Here is a 20323-nt window from a genome sequence, read left to right as displayed (position 1 = left end):
GTCCGATTGCTCAGTGTGCGCGGCGGTTTGGGGATTTCTTGGGAGTTCACAGGAGCGTCAGGACCCGGTCGTGGCACCACTCGCCCCGGTGAGGCAGTCTTCTCCCTCGTGGGGAGCGTTCCGAATCAGGGTCCCGGGGTGCCGGGCGACACGGCCGCGCACATGGTGGTGTGCGGGGACGACGGTCTCGCGCACCGGTTGGCGGCCGAGCTCAGAGGGGTCTACGGCGAGCAGGTCACGCTGGTCGTACCGGCCTCCGAACGGTCCGTCCGGCCACCGGTGGTGGTGCGGGCCAGGGCCGCGTCCGCGCTGCTCGACCGGGTGGTGACCGCGGCGGTCGGCCTGACCGGCAACGGGACCGCAGGGGGCAACGGGGGCCACGGGACCGCCGGTGGCCACGGCAGCCCCGCACACGCGAGCGGCGCCGGTGACCCCCGGGGCGGCATACGGCTGATGGAGGCCGCCGAGCCCAGCGAGGCCGCGCTCGCCGAGGCGGGGGTGGAGCGGGCGGACGCGCTCGCCCTCGTGTACGACGACGACGAGACCAACATCCGCGCCGCCCTCACCGCCCGTCGGCTCAACCCCCGGCTGCGGCTGGTCCTGCGGCTCTACAACCGCCGCCTCGGCCAGCACATCGAGGCACTCCTCGACCAGGCCTCCGCCCTGGCCGCCGGGAACGCTGACGGCGACTCGGCCGACGGCTCCGGCTTCGACGCCTCCACCACCGTGCTCTCCGACGCCGACACCGCCGCACCGGCGCTGGCCGCCACCGCCCTCACCGGCACCAGCAAGGTGCTCCAGACCGGCGGACTGCTGCTGCGCGCGGTCGAACGGCCGCCGGCCGGGGCCGGGGTGAGCGCCACTCCGGGGCTTGCCACGCTCGCCCTGCTCTCGCCGACCGACCCGACCGACCCCACCGACACCACCGGACCCGGCGGTGACCTGGGACCGACGCTGCTGCCGGACGCGGCCGCGGTACGGGACGGCGGCGAGCGCACGACCGTCGTGCTGGAGCAGGTCTCCTATGCCGGACCCGCGCTGCCCGACGGCCGGGGTGTGATGCCCTGGTTCGCCTCGCTGTTCTCGCGGCGGCTGCGGTGGTCGCTGGCCGGCATGGTGGGGTGTGTCGTCGCGCTCGCCGTCGCGCTGTGGCTGGTGACCGGGATTCATCCGCTGCGCGCCTTCTATCTGACCCTGCTCGATCTGTTCGCGATCGACGACCCCGCGATCGGACAGTCCGTCGGGAGGCAGGTCCTCCAACTCCTGTCCGGATTAGCCGGACTGCTTCTCCTCCCGGTGCTGCTCGCGGCGGTCCTGGAGGCGCTCGGCACCTTCCGCACCGTCTCCTCCCTGCGCAAACCGCCTCGCGGTCTCGGTGGACATGTGGTGCTCCTCGGGCTCGGCAAGATCGGCACCCGGGTGCTGACCCGGCTGCGGGAGCTGAACATCCCGGTGGTCTGCGTCGAGTCCGACCCGGAGGCCCGCGGACTCGCCACGGCCCGCCGGCTGCGGGTGCCGGTGGTCCTCGGGGACGTCACCCAGGAGGGGGTCCTGGAGGCCGCCAAGATCCATCGCGCACACGCACTCCTCGCGGTGACCAGCGCGGACACCACGAACCTGGAGGCCGTGCTGTACGCGCGGGCCGTGCGACCCGACCTGCGGGTGGTGCTCCGCCTGTACGACGACGACTTCGCGACGGCGGTGTACCGGACCCTGCGGGCCGCGCACCCGGGTGCCTCGACGCGGAGCCGAAGCGTGTCGCATCTCGCGGCTCCCGCGTTCGCCGGGGCGATGATGGGGCGGCAGATCCTGGGGGCCTTCCCGGTCGAGCGGCGGGTGCTGCTGTTCGCGGCGGTGGAGGTGGGCGGCCATCCGCAGCTGGAGGGGAAGACGGTCGGGGAGGCGTTCCGGGCCGGGTCCTGGCGGGTGCTGGCCCGGGAGGAGTCCGGGGACGCGCCGGGGCTGGCGTGGGACCTGCCCGACACGTACGTGCTCCAGCCGTCGGACCGGGTGGTGCTGGCGGCAACGAGGCGGGGGTTGGCGGAGTTGCTGGGGCGCAGGGGCCGCGCGACAGCGTAGCCGTACGCGAGGGTCGTGCCGGGTCGGGCGGTAGTGCGGCCGCGGACGGGTGGGGGCTGATCGCGCAGTTCCCCGCGCCCCTTGGGTGGGTACGGCTCGGCCGACTTCGACCGCACCCACCCGAGGACAGGGGAAGCTGCGCTCTCGCCTACCCCAGATGCCTCGCCGCGAAGTCCAGTTCCAGCTTCACCTGCTTGATCCGTTCGTCCACCACGAGCGAGCCGTGGCCCGCGTCGTAGCGGTACACCTCGTGCACCGCGCCGCGGGACTCCAGCCGCTTGACGTAGTTGTCGACCTGGCGGATCGGGCACCGGGGGTCGTTCACCCCCGCCGAGATGTACACCGGCGCCTTCACCTGGTCGACGTAGGTCAGGGGCGACGACGCCTCGAACCGCTCCGGCACCTCCTCCGGTGTGCCGCCGAGCAGCGTCCGGTCCATCGCCTTCAGCGCCTCCATCTCGTCGTGGTACGCCGTGACGTAGTCGGCGACGGGCACCGCCGCGATGCCCAGGGTCCAGGCGTCCGGCTGGGTGCCGAGACCGAGGAGCGTGAGGTACCCGCCCCAGGAGCCGCCGGTCAGGACGAGCCGCGCGGGGTCGGCGAGGCCGGAGGCGACGGCCCATTCCCGCACCGCCGCGATGTCCTCCAGCTCGATGAGACCGACCCGGTGCTTGAGGGCGTCGGTCCACTCCCGTCCGTATCCCGTGGAGCCGCGGTAGTTGACCCGCACGACCGCGTACCCGTGGTCCACCCAGGCCGCGGGGCCCGCCGCGAAGGCGTCGCTGTCGTGCCAGGTGGGGCCGCCGTGGATGTCGAAGACCGTCGGCAGCGGTCCGCTCGCCCCGGCGGGCTTCTGGACGAGGGCGTGGATGCGGCCGCCCGGGCCCTCCACCCACACGTCCTCCACCGGCACCGAGCCGGGGGACTTCAGGCCCGGCGGGTCGAGCACCACCTGGCCCGTCGTGGAGCGCACCGCCGACGGCTCGGCGGCCGAGGACCACAGGTACTCCACGCTGCCGTCGGGACGGGCCGTCGCCCCGGAGACCGAGCCGGGCGGGGTCGGGACCTTCTCGAGGGTGCCGCTCGCCAGGTCGTACCGGAAGAGCTCGCTGCGCGCCTCGAAGCTGTGCACGATGAGCAGTCCGGTGCCGTCCGGGTACCACTCGGCGCCCACGTCGCCGGGCAGGTCCAGGTCGAGGTCGGTCTCCTCGGACGTGGCCACGTCCCACACCAGCGGCTCCCAACGGCCGCGTCGCTGGTGGCCGATGAGCAGCCGGCTGTCCCCGACGACCGGCGCGAAGCCGAGGACCTCCAGGCCCAGTTCCTCGCTGCCGCCCTTGGTGTCGTCGAGTTCGGCGACCGCGGTGCCGTCGGGGCGGACCACGCGCAGCGCGGAGTGCATCGCGTCGCCGTGCTCGGTGTGCTCGATGGCGATCAGCGTGCCGTCGTGGGAGAGGTCGCCGACGCCCGCGGACTCGCGGTGCCGGTAGATCTCCACCGGCTCCTCGCCGTCCCGTACGAGATGGATGGAGGTGCCCTCGTCGTCGGTCGAGCGGCCCACGAGCGCCGTACGGCCGTCCCGGCCCAGGGCCAGGCCCGCGGGGTAGGAGGCCTCCAGGCCGGGCGCGGCGGGCTCGTCCGCGCCGCCCTCGAAGGGCTGGCGGCGCCAGACGCCGAACTCGTCGCCGTCCTTGTCGTCGAACCACCAGATCCAGGCGCCGTCCGGGGAGAGCACGCCGTCCGTGGTGCCGTTGGGCCGGTCCGTCACCTGGCGCTGCTCGCCGGTGGCTCTGTCCCAGGCGTACAGCTCGTAGGTCCCGGTGGCGTTGGACACGAACAAGGAGCGGTCCGGGGCGTCCTCCGCCCAGTCGGGCAGGGACACCCGGGGCGCCCGGAAGCGCTTCTCCCAGTCCGGCATCTCGTTGTTCCGCTCGGCCGCGGCGGACCCGTTGCTCTCAGTCATGACCCCATACTGCCTGCCCTCACAGACAATCCGCAGACGAGGTCCCCAGCCTGTGGAAAACTTCTACCGGCCGCTTACCCGGACCCCTTCCCACCAGGCGCGCAGGCCCGCTCCGGGGCGATTGTCAGTGGCGGGGTGCAGACTCGTCCGCATGACCGATCTGCGCAAGACCGTGGAGAATTTCTGGGCCTCCGCCGAGGCCCGGGACTGGAGCGCGTTCGCGGACACCCTGGCCGAGGACGTCGTCTACACCCTGCCGCAGACCCGCGAGCGCATCAGCGGGCGGGCGCGGTACACCGAGTTCAACCGGGAGTACCCGGGCGACTGGCATGTGCGGATCGAGCGGATCGTCGCCGAACCGGCCCAGGTCGTCACCTGGACCCACTTCACCGTGGGCCTGGAGGAGATGTACGCCGTCTCGTTCTTCACCGGTGACGCGAGCGGCCGCATATCCGAGGTCACGGACTTCTGGCCGGAGCCGTACGAACCCCCGGCGGGCCGGGACCACCTCACCGAGCGGTACTGACCCCGCCCCAAGCGGTACTGACCCCGCGCCCCTTCGCCCCGGGGCGGCCCCGTACCGTGGGAGTGTGTACCGGTTTCTGCTGACGCCCCGCTGGTTCGGCATCAACGTCTTCGTGCTGCTCGCCATCCCGTTCTGCATCTTCATGGGGTCGTGGCAGCTGAGCCGGTTCGAGGACCGGATGACGGAGAGCCGGGAGGCCGAGAAGGCGGTCGTCACGGATGTGCGGGAGACCCCGCGGCCGCTGGCCGAGCTGCTCCCGGTGGACAAGGCGACCTCCGGCAAGCAGGTCACCGCGACCGGGCGGTACGACAAGCAGCTGCTCGTCCCCGACCGGCAGCTGGGCGACCGCGAGGGCTACTACGTGCTGACGCTGCTGCGCACCGACGGCGGCCAGGCCCTTCCCGTGGTCCGCGGCTGGCTGCCGGGCACCCCCGATCCGGCGAGGGCCCCGGCCCCGCCGAAGGGCGAGGTCACCGTCACCGGCGCGCTCCAGGCCTCCGAGACCCCGGGGGACAACGGCGTCAGCGCGCGGGGCGGCCTGCCGGCCGGGCAGACCGCGGCGATCAGCGCGGCCTCGCTGATCAACCTCGTGCCGTACGACGTGTACGACGCATGGGTCACCCTCAACACCGGTGACTCCGGGATGAAGGCAGTACCGGCGACCGCACCCGCCGACAGCGGACTGGACCTGAAGGCCTTCCAGAACCTCGGCTACACCGGGGAGTGGTTCGTCTTCGCCGGCTTCGTGGTCTTCATGTGGTTCCGGCTGCTGCGCCGCGAGGTGGAGTTCGCGCGGGACGCGGAACTGGGGATCGTTCCGGACGACGCGGAGCAAGGACAGTCCCAGGAGAAGACGCCCGCCTGAACAGCACCTCCACCGTCACGACGTGAGCACACCCGTCCAGTACACGGTCCCCGCGCACGCGTTGGACACCGTCGTGGACATCACCGGGCCGCCCGCCTCCCCCGTGTTCGTCACCAGGACGCTGCCGTCCGCGGTGCCGTCCGCGGTCATCAGCTGGGTGGAGGTCCCGGTGTCGCCGCCGGTGGAGGAACCCGCACTGCTGGAGGCGTCCGGCGAGGAGGTGGGATCGGGGGTGGGGTCGGTCGAGGGGTCCGTGGTGGGACAGGTCTCGGACGGCACCCAGGCGAACTTCACGTCGTAGGAGGAACCGGGCTGGAGCAGCAGCTGCGAGACCTCGGCCGAGGGGTCGGGCAGTCCGGTCGCCGCGTCACCGGAGGCATGCCGCTGAGCAGCGATCCTGCTCCCGTCGGCGGCGCCCTGCGGGCTGGCGGTCACGGTGCCGGGACCGTTGACCGTGCAGGCGGCGGTCGAGCCATTGGTGATGTGGAAGGTGCCGTAGACCGTCCCGGAGGCGTCGGGCGCGGCCGTGCTCGCCGTGGGCGTGCCCAGCTGCGCCGCCGTACAGGCCGGGGTGTTCGCGGCGGACGGGGCGGACGGGTCGGCGCCGCTGCTCGCACCGGCGCTCGCGCCGGCCGACTTGCCCTTGTCGTCGCCCTTCGTCTCGCCCCTGCCCTTGTCCTCCGTCTTGCCTGCGGAGCCGCCCGAGGTGGACTCGCCGCCCTCCTGGTGCTTGCCGTCGCCCGCGCCGCCCTGCATCTGGGAGGTGTGCCCGGCGTTGGAGGTGTTGGCGCTGGTTTCGGCGGAGGAGACGTGCACGACGGCGGGGATCGCGGTGCCGAAGAAGAGCGCCGCGGCCGCCATGCCGACCAGTGCCTGTCGCTTGCGTGCCCGGCGGGCGGGCACCGCCTTGCGCAGGTGCTCCAGCGTGCCGTCCCGCGGCTCCATCTCCTGGACCGCCTGCTGAAGCATCCGTCGCAGTGCCAGCTCGTCCGAGTCGAACTCCCCCGTGGAGCTCAGATCGTCGGGGCCGTGATTCACAGTTCCGTTCCCAGCGTGCGATTGCGTGTGCTCTTGCTGTGACACCCACGTCGGCTCGTGCCACTCGTAGGGTTCGTGTCGCCGTTCCTCGGATCCACTGTCGCCGCTCATGCCGGCGTCTCCATGGCGACGCGCAGCGCGGCGATGCCCCGGGAGCCGTACGCCTTGACGGAGCCCAGCGAGATGCCGAGCGCGTCGGCGACCTGGGCCTCGGTCATGTCGGCGAAGTAGCGCAGGACCAGTACCTCGCGCTGGCGGCGCTGGAGGCCCTTCATGGCCTTGATCAGCGAGTCGCGCTCCAGCTGGTCGTAGGCCCCCTCCTCGGCGCTCGCCATGTCGGGCATCGGCTTGGACAGCAGCTTCAGTCCGAGGATGCGCCGGCGCAGGGCCGAGCGGGAGAGGTTGACGACCGTCTGACGCAGGTAGGCGAGCGTCTTCTCCGGGTCGCGGACGCGTTTGCGCGCCGAGTGGACCCGGATGAATGCCTCCTGGACGACGTCCTCGCAGGAGGCGGTGTCGTCGAGCAGGAGGGCGGCGAGACCCAGCAGCGAGCGGTAGTGCGCCCGGTAGGTCTCGGTCAGGTGGTCGACGGTGGTGCCGGCCGCCGCCGCTTCCTCGGCGCCGTCGCGCTGACTGGGTATGCGGGCGGGCCGCGCTGCGGGCATGGGCGCGATCACCGGCATGCCACCGGGCGCCCCGGGCCTGCGGGGCCGGAGGACAGCCGCGCCGCTCGGCGCGGCAGGGAAGTCGAGTACCTGAGCCACGCCAGTTGGACACGCTCACCCCCGTGAGGGTTGTACGCGCCTGACCGTCTTCTCTCAGGCAGCACAACTGACCGTGCGTCAAACGCGCTCATGCCTACCCGCTCTTCCCCTGTGTCCTGATGGAGCGAGGCGTCCCCACGCCTCGTCGCGCATCCCACACCCCCTGAAAGGGCGTTCGCAAAGACGCTCCCCGCCCTTCGCACGGTTGCGGAGAGCGGGGAGGAAAATCTTCGGACGCCCGGGCGCCGGGATCAAGTGGTACGGACTATTGGTCGCACCACATGTCGCTCATAGATCCTACAAAGCGTTTCGGCCATGGCCAGGACTTTTTCCGTGCCCACGCCTGCGTTCGGTCACCCGAACTCGGCCGCCACCAGCTCCGCGATCTGCGCGGTGTTGAGCGCGGCACCCTTGCGGAGGTTGTCCCCGCACACGAAGAGTTCGAGCGCCGTCGGGTCGTCGAGGGCCCGCCGGACCCGCCCGACCCAGGTGGGATCGGTGCCCACCACATCGGCGGGAGTGGGGAACTCCCCGGCCTCCGGGTCGTCGAAGAGGACGACCCCGGGGGCGGTCGCGAGGATCTCGCGCGCCTTGCGGACGGTGACCTCGCCCTCGAAGCGGGCGTGCACGGTGAGGGAGTGCACGGTGACGACCGGGACCCGCACGCAGGTCACGGCGACCGGAAGCGCGGGCAGTCCGAGGATCTTGCGGGACTCGTCCCGCACCTTCATCTCCTCCGAGGACCAGCCGTCCTCGCGCAGCGACCCGGCCCACGGCACGACGTTCAGCGCGACCGGCTCCGGGAACGGCCCGGTGTGGTCGCCGACGGCCCGCCGCACATCGCCGGGGTGCGTGCCGAGCTCGGTGCCGGCGACCAGGGACAGCTGCCGGCGCAGGGTCTCCACCCCGGCCCGCCCGGCCCCGCTCACGGCCTGGTAGCTGGACACCACCAGCTCCCGCAGCCCGAACTCGGCGTGCAGCGCGCCCAGGGCCACGATCATGGAGAGGGTCGTGCAGTTGGGGTTGGCGATGATCCCGCGCGGCCGCATCCGGGCCGCGTGCGGATTGACCTCGGGGACGACGAGGGGCACGTCGGGGTCCATCCGGAAGACTCCGGAGTTGTCCACGACGACGGCACCGCGCGCGGCGGCGACCGGCGCCCACTGGGCGGCCACCTCGTCGGGTACGTCGAACATGGCGACGTCGACCCCGTCGAAGGCCTCCTCCGACAGGGCGACCACCTCGACCTGCTCCCCGCGCACGGCCAGCTTGCGGCCGGCCGAGCGCGGGGAGGCGATCAGTCGGATCTCGCCCCAGATGTCCGCGTGCTGGGACAGGATCTGGAGCATGACGGTGCCGACGGCCCCGGTCGCGCCTACGACCGCGAGCGTCGGACGGACGGTCATCGGCCGGTGCCTCCGTAGACCACGGCCTCGTCGCTGTCGGAGTCGAGGCCGAAGGCGCTGTGGACGGCGCGAACGGCTTCGTTGACGTCGTCGGCGCGCGTGACGACCGAGATGCGGATCTCGGAGGTCGAGATCAGCTCGATGTTCACGCCGGCGTCGGACAGGGCGGTGAAGAAGTCCGCCGTGACGCCCGGGTTGGTCTTCATGCCCGCGCCGACCAGGGAGATCTTGCCGATCTGGTCGTCGTAGCGCAGCGAGTCGAAGCCGATGCCGGACTTGTTCTTCTCCAGGGCGTCGATGGCCTTGCGGCCCTCGGCCTTGGGAAGCGTGAACGAGATGTCCGTCAGCCCGGTCGAGGCGGCGGAGACGTTCTGCACGATCATGTCGATGTTGATCTCGGCGTCCGCGATCGTGCGGAAGATGACCGCGGCCTCACCCGGCTTGTCCGGCACGCCGACGACCGTGATCTTGGCCTCGGAGGTGTCGTGCGCGACACCGGAGATGATGGCCTGCTCCACCTGCTTGTCCCCTTGCTCGATCGGCTCACTGCTGACCCAGGTGCCCTGAAGCCCGCTGAAGCTGGACCGGACGTGGATCGGGATGTTGTAGCGGCGCGCGTACTCCACGCAGCGGTGGAGCAGCACCTTCGAACCGGAGGCGGCGAGCTCCAGCATGTCCTCGAAGGAGATCCAGTCGATCTTCTTCGCCTTCTTCACCACGCGCGGGTCGGCGGTGAACACGCCGTCGACGTCGGTGTAGATCTCGCAGACCTCGGCGTCGAGCGCGGCGGCCAGCGCCACGGCCGTGGTGTCGGAACCACCGCGGCCGAGCGTGGTGATGTCCTTCTTGTCCTGGCTGACGCCCTGGAAGCCGGCGACGATGGCGATGTTGCCCTTGTCCAGCGACTCCCGGATACGGCCCGGCGTGACGTCGATGATCCGGGCTTTGTTGTGGACCGAGTCGGTGATGACGCCGGCCTGGCTGCCGGTGAAGGACTGGGCCTCGTGGCCCAGGTTTTTGATCGCCATGGCGAGCAGTGCCATGGAGATCCGCTCTCCGGCGGTCAGCAGCATGTCGAACTCACGCCCGGCAGGCATCGGCGATACCTGCTCGGCGAGATCGATCAGCTCGTCCGTCGTGTCGCCCATCGCGGAAACGACGACGACCACCTGGTGGCCGTTCTTCTTCGCTTCGACGATTCGCTTGGCGACGCGCTTGATGCCCTCGGCATCGGCTACGGAGGAGCCTCCGTACTTCTGCACGACAAGGCCCACGTGCGCTCCTCGCTCAGTCCGTTTGTGTCGGCTCAGTTTAACGAGCGTCCGGTTTCCACCCCTGCGGTATCGCATCGTGAGATTCGGACGCCCAGGTCAGCGCATGCCCAATTCGGCACCCCGGGAAAAGTGCACCGCGTCACACACCGCGTCACACACCCGGCTGCACACCGATGTGGGGCCCACGTGACGGCTGTGAATTAATTTTCAAGCACTAGGGTGCGGGCGTGCGCGTACTCCTGGTGGAAGACGATGAGCCGGTCGCCCAGTCCCTCAGACGCGGCCTGGTCCGGTACGGCTTCGAGGTGGAGTGGGTCTCCACCGGCGCCGCCGCCCTCGACCACGCCGGGCCCTACGACGTCGTCCTGCTGGATCTCGGGCTGCCGGACACCGACGGCCTGGACGTGTGCAAGGCGCTGCGCCTGCGCGGTGACGTGCCGATCATCGTGATCAGCGCGCGCAGCGACGAGACGGACCGGGTGGTCGGCCTGGAGCTCGGCGCCGACGACTACGTGTCCAAGCCGTTCGGCGTCCGTGAGGTCATCGCGCGGATACGGGCCGTGATGCGGCGCGCGCGGCCTCGTACCCCTGATGCCGACAGCGGCCCCGACCGGTACGGCTCCCGCCTCACCGTCGACCGCAAGGCCGCCCGGGTCCGCCTGGACGGCGAGGAGGTGCCCCTCGCGCCCAAGGAGTACGACCTGCTGGCCTTCCTCACCGAGGAGCCGGGCGCGCTGATGTCGCGCGAGCAGATCATGGAGGCGGTCTGGGACGCCAACTGGTTCGGGCCGACCAAGACGCTGGACGTGCACGTGGCCGCGCTGCGGCGCAAGCTCGCCGGGGCGATCAGCATCGAGGCGGTCCGCGGGGTCGGCTTCCGGCTGGAGATCGTCAAGGACGACGGGGCTTCATGAACCGGCAGCTCATCCGGAGCTACATCCTGCTGGTCGCGGTGGCCATCCTGCTGTTCACCGTGCCGGTGGCGTTCACGCTCACCGACCAGCTGCGCGACGACACGGAGTCCTCCGTCAAGCGCGAGGCGAACACCATGGCGTTCCTGCTGGGCAACGGCGACCGGGCATCCTGCGACGCGCTGACCGAGGTGGCCAAGGCGTACGGCAACGTCCAGGCGACCCCGACCGCCCACTGCGACCCGCGGCTCGAGGCCCCCACCGCGGACGCGGCGCTGCGACGGGCCGTGGAGAAGAACGAGCCGACCACCGACTGGGGCTCCGACTTCGTGTGGGGCAAGCACCTGACGGTCACCGTCCCCGCCGAAGGCGACGCGGCCGTACGCATCGTCTACTCGACCTCCGACATGACCACACGGCTCTGGCAGATCTGGGGCTTCCGGGCCGCCCTCGCCGTGCTGGTCCTGGCCGCGGCCGCCGCGATCGGGGCCTTCGCCGCCCGCCGCATCACCGCACCCCTGCGCGCACTCAACTCCATGGCCAGCAGGTTCGGCGACGGCGACCTCACCGCCCGCTCCCCCGTGACGGGTCCGCCGGAGACGCAGACCCTCGCCCGCACCCTGAACCAGGGCGCCGAACGCCTCGACACGCTGGTGGCCTCGCAGCGCATCTTCGTGGCCGACGCCTCCCATCAACTGCGCACCCCGCTCACGGCGTTGCGGCTGTCGCTGGACAACATCGCGGACGGCACGGACGACGAGTCCGTGCGCGAGGACGTGGAGCAGGCGACGGCGGAGGTGGTCCGGATGAGCCGGCTGGTGACCGGCCTGCTGGTGCTGGCGCGGGCCGAGGCGAAGGTGACGGCCGCCGAGCCGCTCGCCCTCAGGGACATCGTGGACGAACGGCTGACGGTGTGGAGGCCGGCCGCCGACGAGCGCGGAGTCACCATCGCGCTCAGGGGGAGTGTGGTCGACGACCGGCCGTCCGTGCTGGCCGGCCCCGGTCATCTGGACCAGGTGCTGGACAACGTGCTCTCGAACGCCCTGGAGGTCTCGCCGGACGGCGGGCGGATCACCGTCGAGGTGGAGTCCCGGGCGGACACGGTCGTGCTGTCGGTGCTGGACGAGGGGCCCGGCATGTCCGATGCCGACAAGTCCCGTGCCTTCGACCGCTTCTGGCGCGGCCAGGGCCTGACCGGGCGCTCCGGTTCGGGCCTCGGCCTCGCCGTCGTGAAGCAGTTGGTGACCGACGACGGCGGCACCGTGACGCTGGCGGACGCGCCGGGGGGCGGGCTGAAGGTGGAGATCAGCCTTCGGGCATCGCCGAGGAGTGGTGGTTGACGATCTTCCACTGGCCGTGCCGCTTCTCGTACTCGTACGTGTAGCGCGCCTCGACGACCCTCTGGGCGCCGGTCTTCGGGTCGGTGAGGGTGAACTCGTAGACGCCGGTGTCGATCGCGGAGTTGCCGTCGAGGACGTTGACGATCGTGTGGACCTTCTTGCCGACCGGCTTGTTCTTCAGGAAGTGCTCGAAGTAGTCGACGATGCCGGCGCGGTCGGTTCTCACCTTGTTGGAGACGGTGGGCAGCAGCACCGCGTCCTTCGCGTACAGATCGGCGACCTTGTCGGCGTCGCCGGTTCGCAGAGCAGCGTTCCAGGTGGTGAACAGGCCCGCGATCTCCTTCCGGGTGGGCTTCTTCGGGCTGTCCGTCCCGGCGGTGGCGGCGACGGTGCCGACGGTTCCCACGGCCACGATCGCGGTGGCGGTGACGACGGCTGTGCGCTTGGTTATGGAACGACGGGTCATCGCTGTCTCCAGTGCGGTGAGAGGTGGTGCCGTGAACTGACTCCAGCCTGTCCTCACACCGGTTAGGGCCCGTGCAGCCGCGGTACAGGGCGAAGACAACGGACGCCCAATTCACGTCCCGTGAGCGCCTGTTCACACGAGCCCGTTCCCCCGACGCGGGGTGCGGTGCGGTACACCTTGGCCGTGATGGCAGACGTGCTTCTGACGGGCATCGTGCTGCTCGGCTCGTCCGTGCAGTGGCTCACCGGCATGGGCTTCGCCCTGGTCGCCGTACCCGCGCTGGTCCTGCTGCTCGGGCCGGCCGAGGGGGTCGTCCTCGCCAACTGCGCGGCCGGGGTGATCTGCTGCGTCGGGCTGGCGGGCGGGTGGCGGCTGGTCCGGCCGCGGGCGATGGTCCCGTTCTGCGTGGCGGCGGCCTGCACGGTACCGGCGGGGACATGGCTGACCCACCGACTCCCGGAGCCCTGGCTGCTGTTGGTCATGGGCGGCCTGGTCACGGTGGCCGTTCTGCTGGTGATGCGCGGCTTCGCGGTGCCCGCACTGCGCGGCACACGGGGAGCGGTGGCCGCGGGCGCGGCGGGCGGGTTCATGAACTCCGCGGCCGGGGTGGGCGGCCCGCCGTTCTCCCTCTACGCCGTCAACGCGGGCTGGACGGTAAGGGAGTTCGTCCCCAACGCGATGTTCTACGGCGTGATCGTGAACGCGTTCTCGGTGGCGTCGAACGGGGTGCCCGGACTGGGCCTGGTGCAGTGGGTCCTGGTGGCCGCGGCGATGACCGCGGGCGGCCTCGTCGGCAGAGGCCTCGCGACCCGGATACCCGAGAAGCAGGCCCGGCTGCTCGTCCTGCTGCTGGCCCTGACGGGCGGGGTCACAGCCGTGGCCAAGGGCCTGTGGGGACTCTGACCGGCACCCGGGCAGCTCCGTTCACGCAATCCCGTGCTCCCCGCGCGGCTCCGTGCCTCACACCCGCCCCCCGAACAACTCCACCAGCCCGTGGTCCAGTTCGGCCCCCACCGTCTCCTCGTCCGCGGCGACGACCGTGTACGTGCGGGCCAGGAAGCGCAGCAGGTCGGCGGTGGTGAAGCGGAGCCGGGCCATGCCCTGCGGGGAGCGGAACTCGATGTACGTGTGGCCCGGACCGGCCGGGCGGACCCGGACGTTGCCGATCCCGGCGGGCGAGCGCAGCCCCTCCCCCAGCAGCATCCGCGCGAAGGTCCAGGTGGCCACCTCGCCGTCGACCGTGACATGCGGCGGGAAGTCGATGTGCACGGCCGGCGGGTCGGCGGAGGTGTAGCGCAGGGTCGCGGGGATCGCGATCTCCTGGTCCGCGGCGGTGATCAGACGGGCGCCGGTCGGCTGCTGGAGGGTGACGTGCATGCGGGGCTCCGATTCGGGCGGCGGGGGCACGGGCCGGGTGTGGCCGTCGTGCAGTCAGACCACCCCGGATGCCCGCGCATTACGCCGTTTCAGAAGCCCGTTCGTATGACCCGCGTCACATCGGGTCGGGAGCCCCTGTCCGGACCCGCTACTTGGACGCCGGCCCCAGGCCCAGCGGACCCGCGATCTCCTCCACCATCACCTTGCCCGCCTCGAACTCCAGCGTCTCGTCGCCGATGGCCTGGTCGGTGTCGAGGCCGTCCAGCTCCGCCAGCGGCTGGTTCAGGCGGACGTGCGCGACGACCGACTGGAGGGCGCGCAGGGTCGCGGACGCCGTGGAGCCCCAGTTGGAGAAGTAGGAGAACTGCCACCACCACAGCGCCTCCGTGGTGCGGCCCGCCCGGTAGTGGGCCATGCCGTGGCGCAGGTCGGTGATGACGTCGGTCAGGTCGTCCGAGATACGGGCCGGCACCGGGGCCTTGCGGGGCTCGTAGGGGTCGAAGACCTCGGAGTAGACGTCGATCGGTTCCAGCAGCCGGGCGAGGTTCTCGCGGAGCTCGTCCACGTCGGCCTCCGGGCCCAGATCGGGCTCGTAGCGCTCGTCGGGGACGATGTCCTCGTGGGCGCCCAGGCGGCCGCCGGCCAGCAGGAGCTGGGAGACCTCCAGGAGCAGGAAGGGGACGGCCGAGTCGGGCTCGTCGCCCTTCGCCACCTCTATGACGGCCACCAGGAAACTCTCGACCTGGTCGGCGATCTGGACCGCGAAGTCGTCCGGGTCCTGCGCGGACGCGTGCAGTGTGGCGTCAGACATCTAGGAGTCGTCTCCCCTCGAAGGCGCGGCCGAGGGTCACCTCGTCCGCGTATTCCAGGTCGCCACCCACCGGGAGGCCGCTGGCCAGGCGGGTGACCTTGAGGCCCATGGGCTTGATCATGCGGGCGAGGTACGTCGCTGTGGCCTCCCCCTCCAGGTTCGGGTCCGTGGCCAGGATCAGCTCGGTGACCGTACCGTCGGCCAGGCGGGCCAACAGCTCTCGTATGCGCAGATCATCGGGTCCTACACCCTCGATCGGGCTGATCGCGCCGCCGAGGACGTGGTACTTGCCGCGGAACTCCCGGGTGCGCTCGATCGCGACCACGTCCTTGGGCTCCTCCACCACACAGATGACGGAGGGGTCGCGGCGGGTGTCGCGGCAGATGTTGCAGAACTCTTCCTGGGCGACATTGCCGCAGGTGGCGCAGAAGCGGACCTTCGCCTTGACCTCCATCAGGCACTGCGCGAGCCGGCGTACGTCCGTCGGTTCCGCCTGAAGGATGTGGAAGGCGATCCGCTGGGCGCTCTTGGGACCGACGCCGGGCAGCCGCCCCAGTTCGTCGATGAGGTCCTGGACCACGCCTTCGTACAACGGACTGCCGTCCTTCCTTGGTTCCTTGCAGTACGTACGCTAGTTGGCCGACACCCGGCTGTGAAAGACGGGCACCGCCGAAAGACCGGCGCCGCCGACGGCCGGCTCCCTAGAAGGGCAGCCCGGGGATGCCGCTGCCGCCACCGCCGAGGCCCTGGGCCAGCGGGCCGAGCTTCTGCTGCTGGAGCGTCTGCGCGTTCTCGTTGGCCGCCTGTACGGCCGCCACGATCAGGTCGGCGAGGGTCTCGGTGTCCTCCGGGTCCACCGCCTTGGGGTCGATCTTCAGCGCACGCAGCTCGCCGGCGCCGGTCACGGTCGCCCTGACCAGTCCGCCGCCCGCCTGTCCGTCGACCTCGGTCCTCGCGAGCTCCTCCTGTGCGTTCGCCAGGTCCTGCTGCATCTTCTGGGCCTGCTGGAGCAGCTGCTGCATGTTGGGCTGGCCACCACCGGGGATCACGATCAGCTCCTGTGTCGGTACGGCTGTGTGGGCGAGGTTTTCCTCCCTGGCACGAGCCTACGTGGTCGGGACGGGCGTCGCCCCAGCACTCTTTCGAGTGAGTCGACGTGGAGTCCTATACCTGATCAAGGCCCTCTTCCGAGCGGAAAAGCGACCAAAGCACCCCCTTCGCCACCCATTGGGCGGTAGGAAGGACCGGCACATCAGCATCAGGCGTCACGCAGGGTGACCGATCAGTAGGGAGCGCCGGGTGGCTCAGCCGGAGATGCAGCCCGAGGGCCGGCCTCAGGACGGAAGGGCGGATCTGGCCGGGCGGACGTTTCCGCTCGGCGACTGGGGCGAGCCCGCCGTGCGGCTGGACGAGCTGTACCGGTGGGTGGAGCACGGGGCGCTGGAGACGGCGTCCTGGTATCTCGCGGACCGGGTGTGGAAGCGGCGCAGTGCGCGGGCCCTGCGGGGCGGGGCGGCGGCGGGGGCGGTGACCGGGGCGGTGCTGCCGCTGCTGGGCCTGACGGGGGTGGCCGGGACCGGGGTCGCCGCCTGGGGCTATCTCGGGCTGCTGCTGGCGGTGGCCTGTGTCGCCGTGGACCGCTACTTCGGGGTGACGTCCGGCTGGATAAGGGACGTGGCCACCGCGCAGGCCGTGCAGCGGCGGCTCCAGGTGCTCCAGTTCGACTGGGCCTCGGAGAACGTCCGGGAGGTCCTCGGCCCGACGGAGGGCACGGCCGCCGAGGCCACCGAACGCTGCCTGGGCGTCCTGCGCCGCTTCTCGGAGGACGTCACGGAACTGATCCGGGTGGAGACCGCCGACTGGATCGTGGAGTTCCGCAACGGCTCCGCCCCGATGGGCATCCAGGGCGCGGTCACCTCCGCCGGCCGCCAGGACCCCGGCGCCGCACAGGGCCGCTTCCCCCTCCCCCCGGCCCCCCCGACCAGACCGAACATGCCCCGGCAACGACCACCGGAGCCCCGCTGACCACGGTCTCAGGGTGAGGCCGGCACGGACGACGAAGGTGCGGGGGCCGGGTTGTCGCTGTTCAGGGCTGTGTGGACCGCGCTGCCCGCCCCCAGGGCGACCACCACGGCGACGGCTATCAGGGCCGCCGTGACGGGGCGGCTGCGGTGGGCGGGGGCGCCCTCCTGGTCCGGGGTGTACGGCGGGAGGTAGGTGCCGGGCGGGAGGTGTTCGCGGGAGGGGCCGTGGTCGGGTTCCGGTTCGGCCGCGGTGTGCTCCTCCGGGTCCTCCATCGCAGGCCCTCCCCCGAGACCGCACACCCGCACAGCCGCACACCCGCACGACCCGGTCCAGTGTCCACGCCCGCCCGCTGTCCGTCGAGAGCCGGTCCAGTCGGCCGGTGCACGGTCGCGGGCAGCCGGGCCGGGGCTTCCCGCGGGCACCCTGGACAACCTGTCGCGGAAAGCCGCCGTCCGCAGACAGGACGCCGATACCGCTTCCGCATCGCGGACATTTACGCTCACCGCATGACCCCTCAGCCACACCCCGAGGTCGGCGCCGCCGTGAAGGCCGCGGACCGTGCACACGTGTTCCACTCCTGGTCCGCGCAGGAGCTCATCGACCCGCTCGCCGTCGCCGGTGCGGAGGGGTCGTACTTCTGGGACTACGACGGGAACCGCTATCTCGACTTCACCAGCGGGCTCGTCTACACCAACATCGGCTACCAGCACCCGAAGGTCGTCGCCGCGATACAGGAGCAGGCGGCGAAGCTGACCACCTTCGCGCCCGCCTTCGCCATCGAGGCCCGCTCGGAGGCGGCCCGGCTGATCGCCGAGCGGACGCCCGGGGACCTGGACAAGATCTTCTTCACCAACGGCGGGGCCGACGCCGTCGAGCACGCCGTGCGGATGGCCCGGCTGCACACCGGGCGGCCCAAGGTGCTCTCCGCCTACCGGTCGTACCACGGCGGCACGCAGCAGGCCGTCAACATCACCGGCGATCCCCGGCGTTGGGCCTCCGACAGCGCCTCCGCGGGGGTCGTGCACTTCTGGGCGCCCTTCCTGTACCGGTCCCGCTTCTACGCCGAGACCGAGGAGCAGGAGACCGCGCGGGCGCTGGAGCACCTGGAGACGACGATCGCCTTCGAGGGGCCCGCCACCGTCGCCGCGATCATCCTGGAGACCATCCCGGGGACGGCCGGGATCATGGTCCCCCCGCCGGGTTACCTCGCCGGCGTGCGCGAGATCTGCGACAAGTACGGGATCGTCTTCGTCCTCGACGAGGTGATGGCCGGGTTCGGCCGGACCGGCGAGTGGTTCGCCGCCGACCTGTTCGACGTCACCCCCGACCTCATGACCTTCGCCAAGGGCGTGAACAGCGGATACGTGCCGCTCGGCGGGGTCGCCATCTCCGGGGCCATCGCCGAGACCTTCGGCAAGCGGCCCTACCCCGGCGGGCTCACCTACTCCGGACACCCGCTGGCCTGCGCCGCCGCCGTCGCGACGATCAATGTCATGGCGGAGGAGGGTGTGGTCGACAACGCCAGGCATCTCGGTACGGCCGTCCTGGAGCCCGCGCTGCGGGAGCTCGCCGCCCGCCACCCCAGCGTCGGCGAGGTGCGGGGCGTGGGCATGTTCTGGGCGCTGGAGCTCGTGAAGAACAAGAAGACCCGCGAGCCGCTCGTGCCGTACAACGCGGCCGGTGAGGCGAACGCCCCGATGGCCGCGTTCGCCGCCGCCGCGAAGAAGCAGGGCATCTGGCCGTTCGTCAACATGAACCGGACGCATGTCGTGCCGCCGTGCAATGTCAGCGAGGCGGAACTGAAGGAAGGGCTCGCCGCGCTGGACGTGGCGCTCTCCGTGGCGGACGAACACACGGAGTAAACTCCCCGGGCCTTCGAACGCGTAAGGTGGCGTGCTCGTAGACATATGTACGAGCACGCCATTTGCACCTGCGCGAGGGAGGCGCCCCGACGATGCCCGGCAGCAGCGGCTACGGCGCCGTCACCCGCAGCACGCTGCGGCAGCAGATCGCGGACGCGCTGCGCGACGAGGTACTGGCCGGGCGGCTCCAGCCGGGGCAGGAGTTCACCGTGAAGGAGATCGCCGAGCAGTACGGCGTCTCCGCGACCCCGGTGCGCGAGGCGCTCGTCGACCTGTCCGCGCAGGGACTCCTGGAGGCCGACCAGCACCGCGGCTTCCGGGTCCACGAGTACTCGCTCGGCGACTTCCGCGGCATGATCGAGGCCCGCAGCCTGGTCACGGACGGTATGTTCCAGGCGCTCGACGCCGGGCACCGCATCTTCCAGGAGCTCGACGAGCCCCGTACCGCGGCCGCGGTGGCGGGCGTACGGCGGCGCGGCGAGGAAGCCCGGCGGGCCGCCGCCGCGGGCGACCTGTCCATACTGATCGGCTACGACCTGCGCTTCTGGCGCGAGCTGAGCGTCCTGTTCGGCAACCCCTACCTGGCCGACTTCCTGCACCGGCTGCGCGTGCAGACCTGGGTGTGCACGGTCCAGCACCTGCGCCGCGTCACCGATCTGCGCGGCCGTCTGTGGGCCGGGCACACCGAGATCACCGACGCCCTGTACGAGCGCGACACCAAGACGGCCCGTGAACTCCTCGCCGGGTACAACGGCCACTATCTGGCCCTCATCGAGGACCTCACCGCCGACTGACCGCCCCCGGCACGGGTAAGGGACCACCACGAGCACCACGACCACCACGGACCCGCACAGGGGGCCCCGCGCCGGGTCTCCAGCGACTACCCTTCCCTGACCACCGTGTGACGATATCCGCGCACAGCGAGTATCCGAGGAGCTGTCTTTTGGCCTGTGACCTGTGGCTGGTGCCGCTCGTCGACGTGTTGTGCCACACCCCGGACAACCCGTTCGCCGATGAACTCGCGCAATACAACAAGGTGCTGGCCGAGGCAGGGCTGCCGCCGGTGCCGGTGTACCAGTACATGCCGGGGCTGTCCGGCGAGGTCGCCCCCGTGGCCGGGTTCGACTACGACGCCCTGCACTTCCTGCGCCGCGCCTATCTGCTCCAGGTGTGCGGTCTCCCGGTCACCCCGGTCGACGAACTGGGCGGTGACTACGAGCAGTTGCTGGAGATGTTCGAGACCACGGCCCAGCAGTCCCATCTGGTCTGGCACTACGACCACGCGGGCGCGTACGTCCCGGTCGACTTCCCGCACCCTCTCGCCAACGACGAACTCCTCGCGGGCGGCGGCCCGTTGGGTTCCGCGCAGGCGCTGCTGCGGGAGCTGGAGTTCGTGGCCCCGGTGATCGGGATCGACCCGGCCAACCCGCCGGCGCCGCCCGAGCCGCCGCGCGCGCCCACGGAACTGGAGGAGCCGGCCGTCCCCGCGCCGTACGACCCCAGCCCGTTCGCCCGGGAGCGCCATGTCTGGCTGGGGCTGCACGGGGCGGCGACCCGGAGCCTCGCACAGGGCTCGATGATCATCTTCAGCTGACGCGGGCCGGGGGTCGACGAGG

General features: G+C 71.3%; 21 protein-coding genes. 10 read left to right on the top strand and 11 right to left on the bottom strand.

The window, feature by feature from the left end; genetic code table 11:
* The first annotated feature begins 162 nt into the window (after positions 1-162).
* Positions 163-2079, top strand: coding sequence for an NAD-binding protein (locus tag H295_RS0106260; RefSeq protein WP_043217159.1), 1917 nt, complete (start codon positions 163-165; stop codon positions 2077-2079).
* Positions 2080-2227: 148 nt separating this feature from the next.
* On the opposite strand, the gene H295_RS0106255 is transcribed toward H295_RS0106260, so the two are convergent.
* Positions 2228-4042 (bottom strand): prolyl oligopeptidase family serine peptidase, encoded by a 1815-nt coding sequence (locus H295_RS0106255; RefSeq protein WP_020134481.1) that lies wholly within the window; start codon positions 4040-4042, stop codon positions 2228-2230.
* Between the two features lie 151 nt (positions 4043-4193).
* On the opposite strand from H295_RS0106255, the gene H295_RS0106250 reads away from it, so the two are divergent.
* Together H295_RS0106250 and H295_RS0106245 are read left to right on the top strand one after the other, a co-directional pair.
* A complete protein-coding gene (locus H295_RS0106250; protein WP_020134480.1) occupies positions 4194-4568 on the top strand; it encodes a nuclear transport factor 2 family protein in 375 nt (124 codons plus the stop codon).
* 64 nt (positions 4569-4632) lie between these two features.
* Positions 4633-5433, top strand: coding sequence for an SURF1 family protein (locus tag H295_RS0106245; protein WP_020134479.1), 801 nt, complete (start codon positions 4633-4635; stop codon positions 5431-5433).
* Positions 5434-5448: 15 nt separating this feature from the next.
* Here the strand turns inward: H295_RS0106245 and H295_RS0106240 are convergent, their stop codons facing one another.
* The 4 genes from H295_RS0106240 to H295_RS0106225 form a co-directional block, all read right to left on the bottom strand.
* Positions 5449-6471, bottom strand: a complete 1023-nt coding sequence (locus H295_RS0106240) for a hypothetical protein (protein WP_020134478.1) — start codon at positions 6469-6471, stop codon at positions 5449-5451.
* A 107-nt stretch (positions 6472-6578) separates the two neighbouring features.
* Positions 6579-7235, bottom strand: coding sequence for a SigE family RNA polymerase sigma factor (locus H295_RS0106235; RefSeq protein WP_078616578.1), 657 nt, complete (start codon positions 7233-7235; stop codon positions 6579-6581).
* A gap of 353 nt (positions 7236-7588) precedes the next feature.
* Positions 7589-8641, bottom strand: coding sequence for an aspartate-semialdehyde dehydrogenase (locus H295_RS0106230; RefSeq protein ID WP_020134476.1), 1053 nt, complete (start codon positions 8639-8641; stop codon positions 7589-7591).
* Positions 8638-9915, bottom strand: coding sequence for an aspartate kinase (locus H295_RS0106225; protein WP_020134475.1), 1278 nt, complete (start codon positions 9913-9915; stop codon positions 8638-8640). The genes H295_RS0106230 and H295_RS0106225 overlap by 4 nt, the downstream gene beginning before the upstream one ends.
* Positions 9916-10142: 227 nt before the next feature.
* On the opposite strand from H295_RS0106225, the gene H295_RS0106220 reads away from it, so the two are divergent.
* Complete coding sequence (locus H295_RS0106220; protein ID WP_020134474.1) at positions 10143-10829, top strand: response regulator transcription factor; 687 nt, start codon at positions 10143-10145, stop codon at positions 10827-10829.
* The gene (locus tag H295_RS0106215) at positions 10826-12166 is read left to right on the top strand and encodes a sensor histidine kinase (protein ID WP_020134473.1); all 1341 of its coding nucleotides are present in this window, start codon (positions 10826-10828) and stop codon (positions 12164-12166) included. The genes H295_RS0106220 and H295_RS0106215 overlap by 4 nt, the downstream gene beginning before the upstream one ends.
* Here the strand turns inward: H295_RS0106215 and H295_RS0106210 are convergent.
* Positions 12132-12632, bottom strand: a complete 501-nt coding sequence (locus tag H295_RS0106210) for an SgcJ/EcaC family oxidoreductase (protein ID WP_020134472.1) — start codon at positions 12630-12632, stop codon at positions 12132-12134. The two genes, H295_RS0106215 and H295_RS0106210, sit on opposite strands and share 35 nt — an antisense overlap.
* Positions 12633-12818: 186 nt before the next feature.
* Between H295_RS0106210 and H295_RS0106205 the strand changes: the two genes are divergently transcribed.
* On the top strand, positions 12819-13535 hold the full coding sequence (locus H295_RS0106205; RefSeq protein WP_043217158.1) for a sulfite exporter TauE/SafE family protein: 717 nt from the start codon (positions 12819-12821) through the stop codon (positions 13533-13535).
* 57 nt (positions 13536-13592) lie between these two features.
* On the opposite strand, the gene H295_RS0106200 is transcribed toward H295_RS0106205, so the two are convergent.
* The 4 genes from H295_RS0106200 to H295_RS0106185 form a co-directional block, all read right to left on the bottom strand.
* Positions 13593-14009, bottom strand: a complete 417-nt coding sequence (locus tag H295_RS0106200) for an SsgA family sporulation/cell division regulator (protein ID WP_020134470.1) — start codon at positions 14007-14009, stop codon at positions 13593-13595.
* A gap of 148 nt (positions 14010-14157) precedes the next feature.
* Positions 14158-14820 (bottom strand): DUF5063 domain-containing protein, encoded by a 663-nt coding sequence (locus tag H295_RS0106195; protein ID WP_020134469.1) that lies wholly within the window; start codon positions 14818-14820, stop codon positions 14158-14160.
* Positions 14813-15412 carry a recombination mediator RecR gene (gene recR / locus H295_RS0106190; RefSeq protein WP_028809103.1) on the bottom strand — a complete coding sequence of 200 codons (600 nt, stop codon included), beginning with the start codon at positions 15410-15412 and terminating at the stop codon, positions 14813-14815. The genes H295_RS0106195 and recR overlap by 8 nt, the downstream gene beginning before the upstream one ends.
* A 109-nt stretch (positions 15413-15521) precedes the next feature.
* Complete coding sequence (locus H295_RS0106185; RefSeq protein ID WP_028809102.1) at positions 15522-15869, bottom strand: YbaB/EbfC family nucleoid-associated protein; 348 nt, start codon at positions 15867-15869, stop codon at positions 15522-15524.
* A gap of 250 nt (positions 15870-16119) precedes the next feature.
* On the opposite strand from H295_RS0106185, the gene H295_RS0106180 reads away from it, so the two are divergent.
* Positions 16120-16845 (top strand): SLATT domain-containing protein, encoded by a 726-nt coding sequence (locus tag H295_RS0106180; RefSeq protein ID WP_020134466.1) that lies wholly within the window; start codon positions 16120-16122, stop codon positions 16843-16845.
* A gap of 8 nt (positions 16846-16853) precedes the next feature.
* Here H295_RS0106180 and H295_RS0106175 read toward each other — a convergent pair whose 3' ends face one another.
* Positions 16854-17117 (bottom strand): hypothetical protein, encoded by a 264-nt coding sequence (locus H295_RS0106175; protein ID WP_020134465.1) that lies wholly within the window; start codon positions 17115-17117, stop codon positions 16854-16856.
* Between the two features lie 234 nt (positions 17118-17351).
* Here H295_RS0106175 and H295_RS0106170 point away from each other — a divergent pair, with 234 nt between their 5' ends.
* The 3 genes from H295_RS0106170 (at position 17352) to H295_RS0106160 (ending at position 20301) form a co-directional block, all read left to right on the top strand.
* A complete protein-coding gene (locus tag H295_RS0106170; RefSeq protein ID WP_020134464.1) occupies positions 17352-18707 on the top strand; it encodes an aspartate aminotransferase family protein in 1356 nt (451 codons plus the stop codon).
* Positions 18708-18799: 92 nt separating this feature from the next.
* Positions 18800-19501: a GntR family transcriptional regulator gene (locus H295_RS0106165; RefSeq protein WP_020134463.1), complete on the top strand. Its 702-nt coding sequence runs from the start codon at positions 18800-18802 to the stop codon at positions 19499-19501.
* Between the two features lie 149 nt (positions 19502-19650).
* Positions 19651-20301: a hypothetical protein gene (locus tag H295_RS0106160; RefSeq protein WP_020134462.1), complete on the top strand. Its 651-nt coding sequence runs from the start codon at positions 19651-19653 to the stop codon at positions 20299-20301.
* Positions 20302-20323 lie beyond the last annotated feature (22 nt).

It is taken from the genome of Streptomyces sp. 351MFTsu5.1 (assembly GCF_000383655.1).
In the GTDB taxonomy this organism is placed as follows: Bacteria; Actinomycetota; Actinomycetes; order Streptomycetales; family Streptomycetaceae; genus Streptomyces; species Streptomyces griseorubiginosus.
This window is presented reverse-complemented; position numbering and strand designations above follow the sequence as displayed.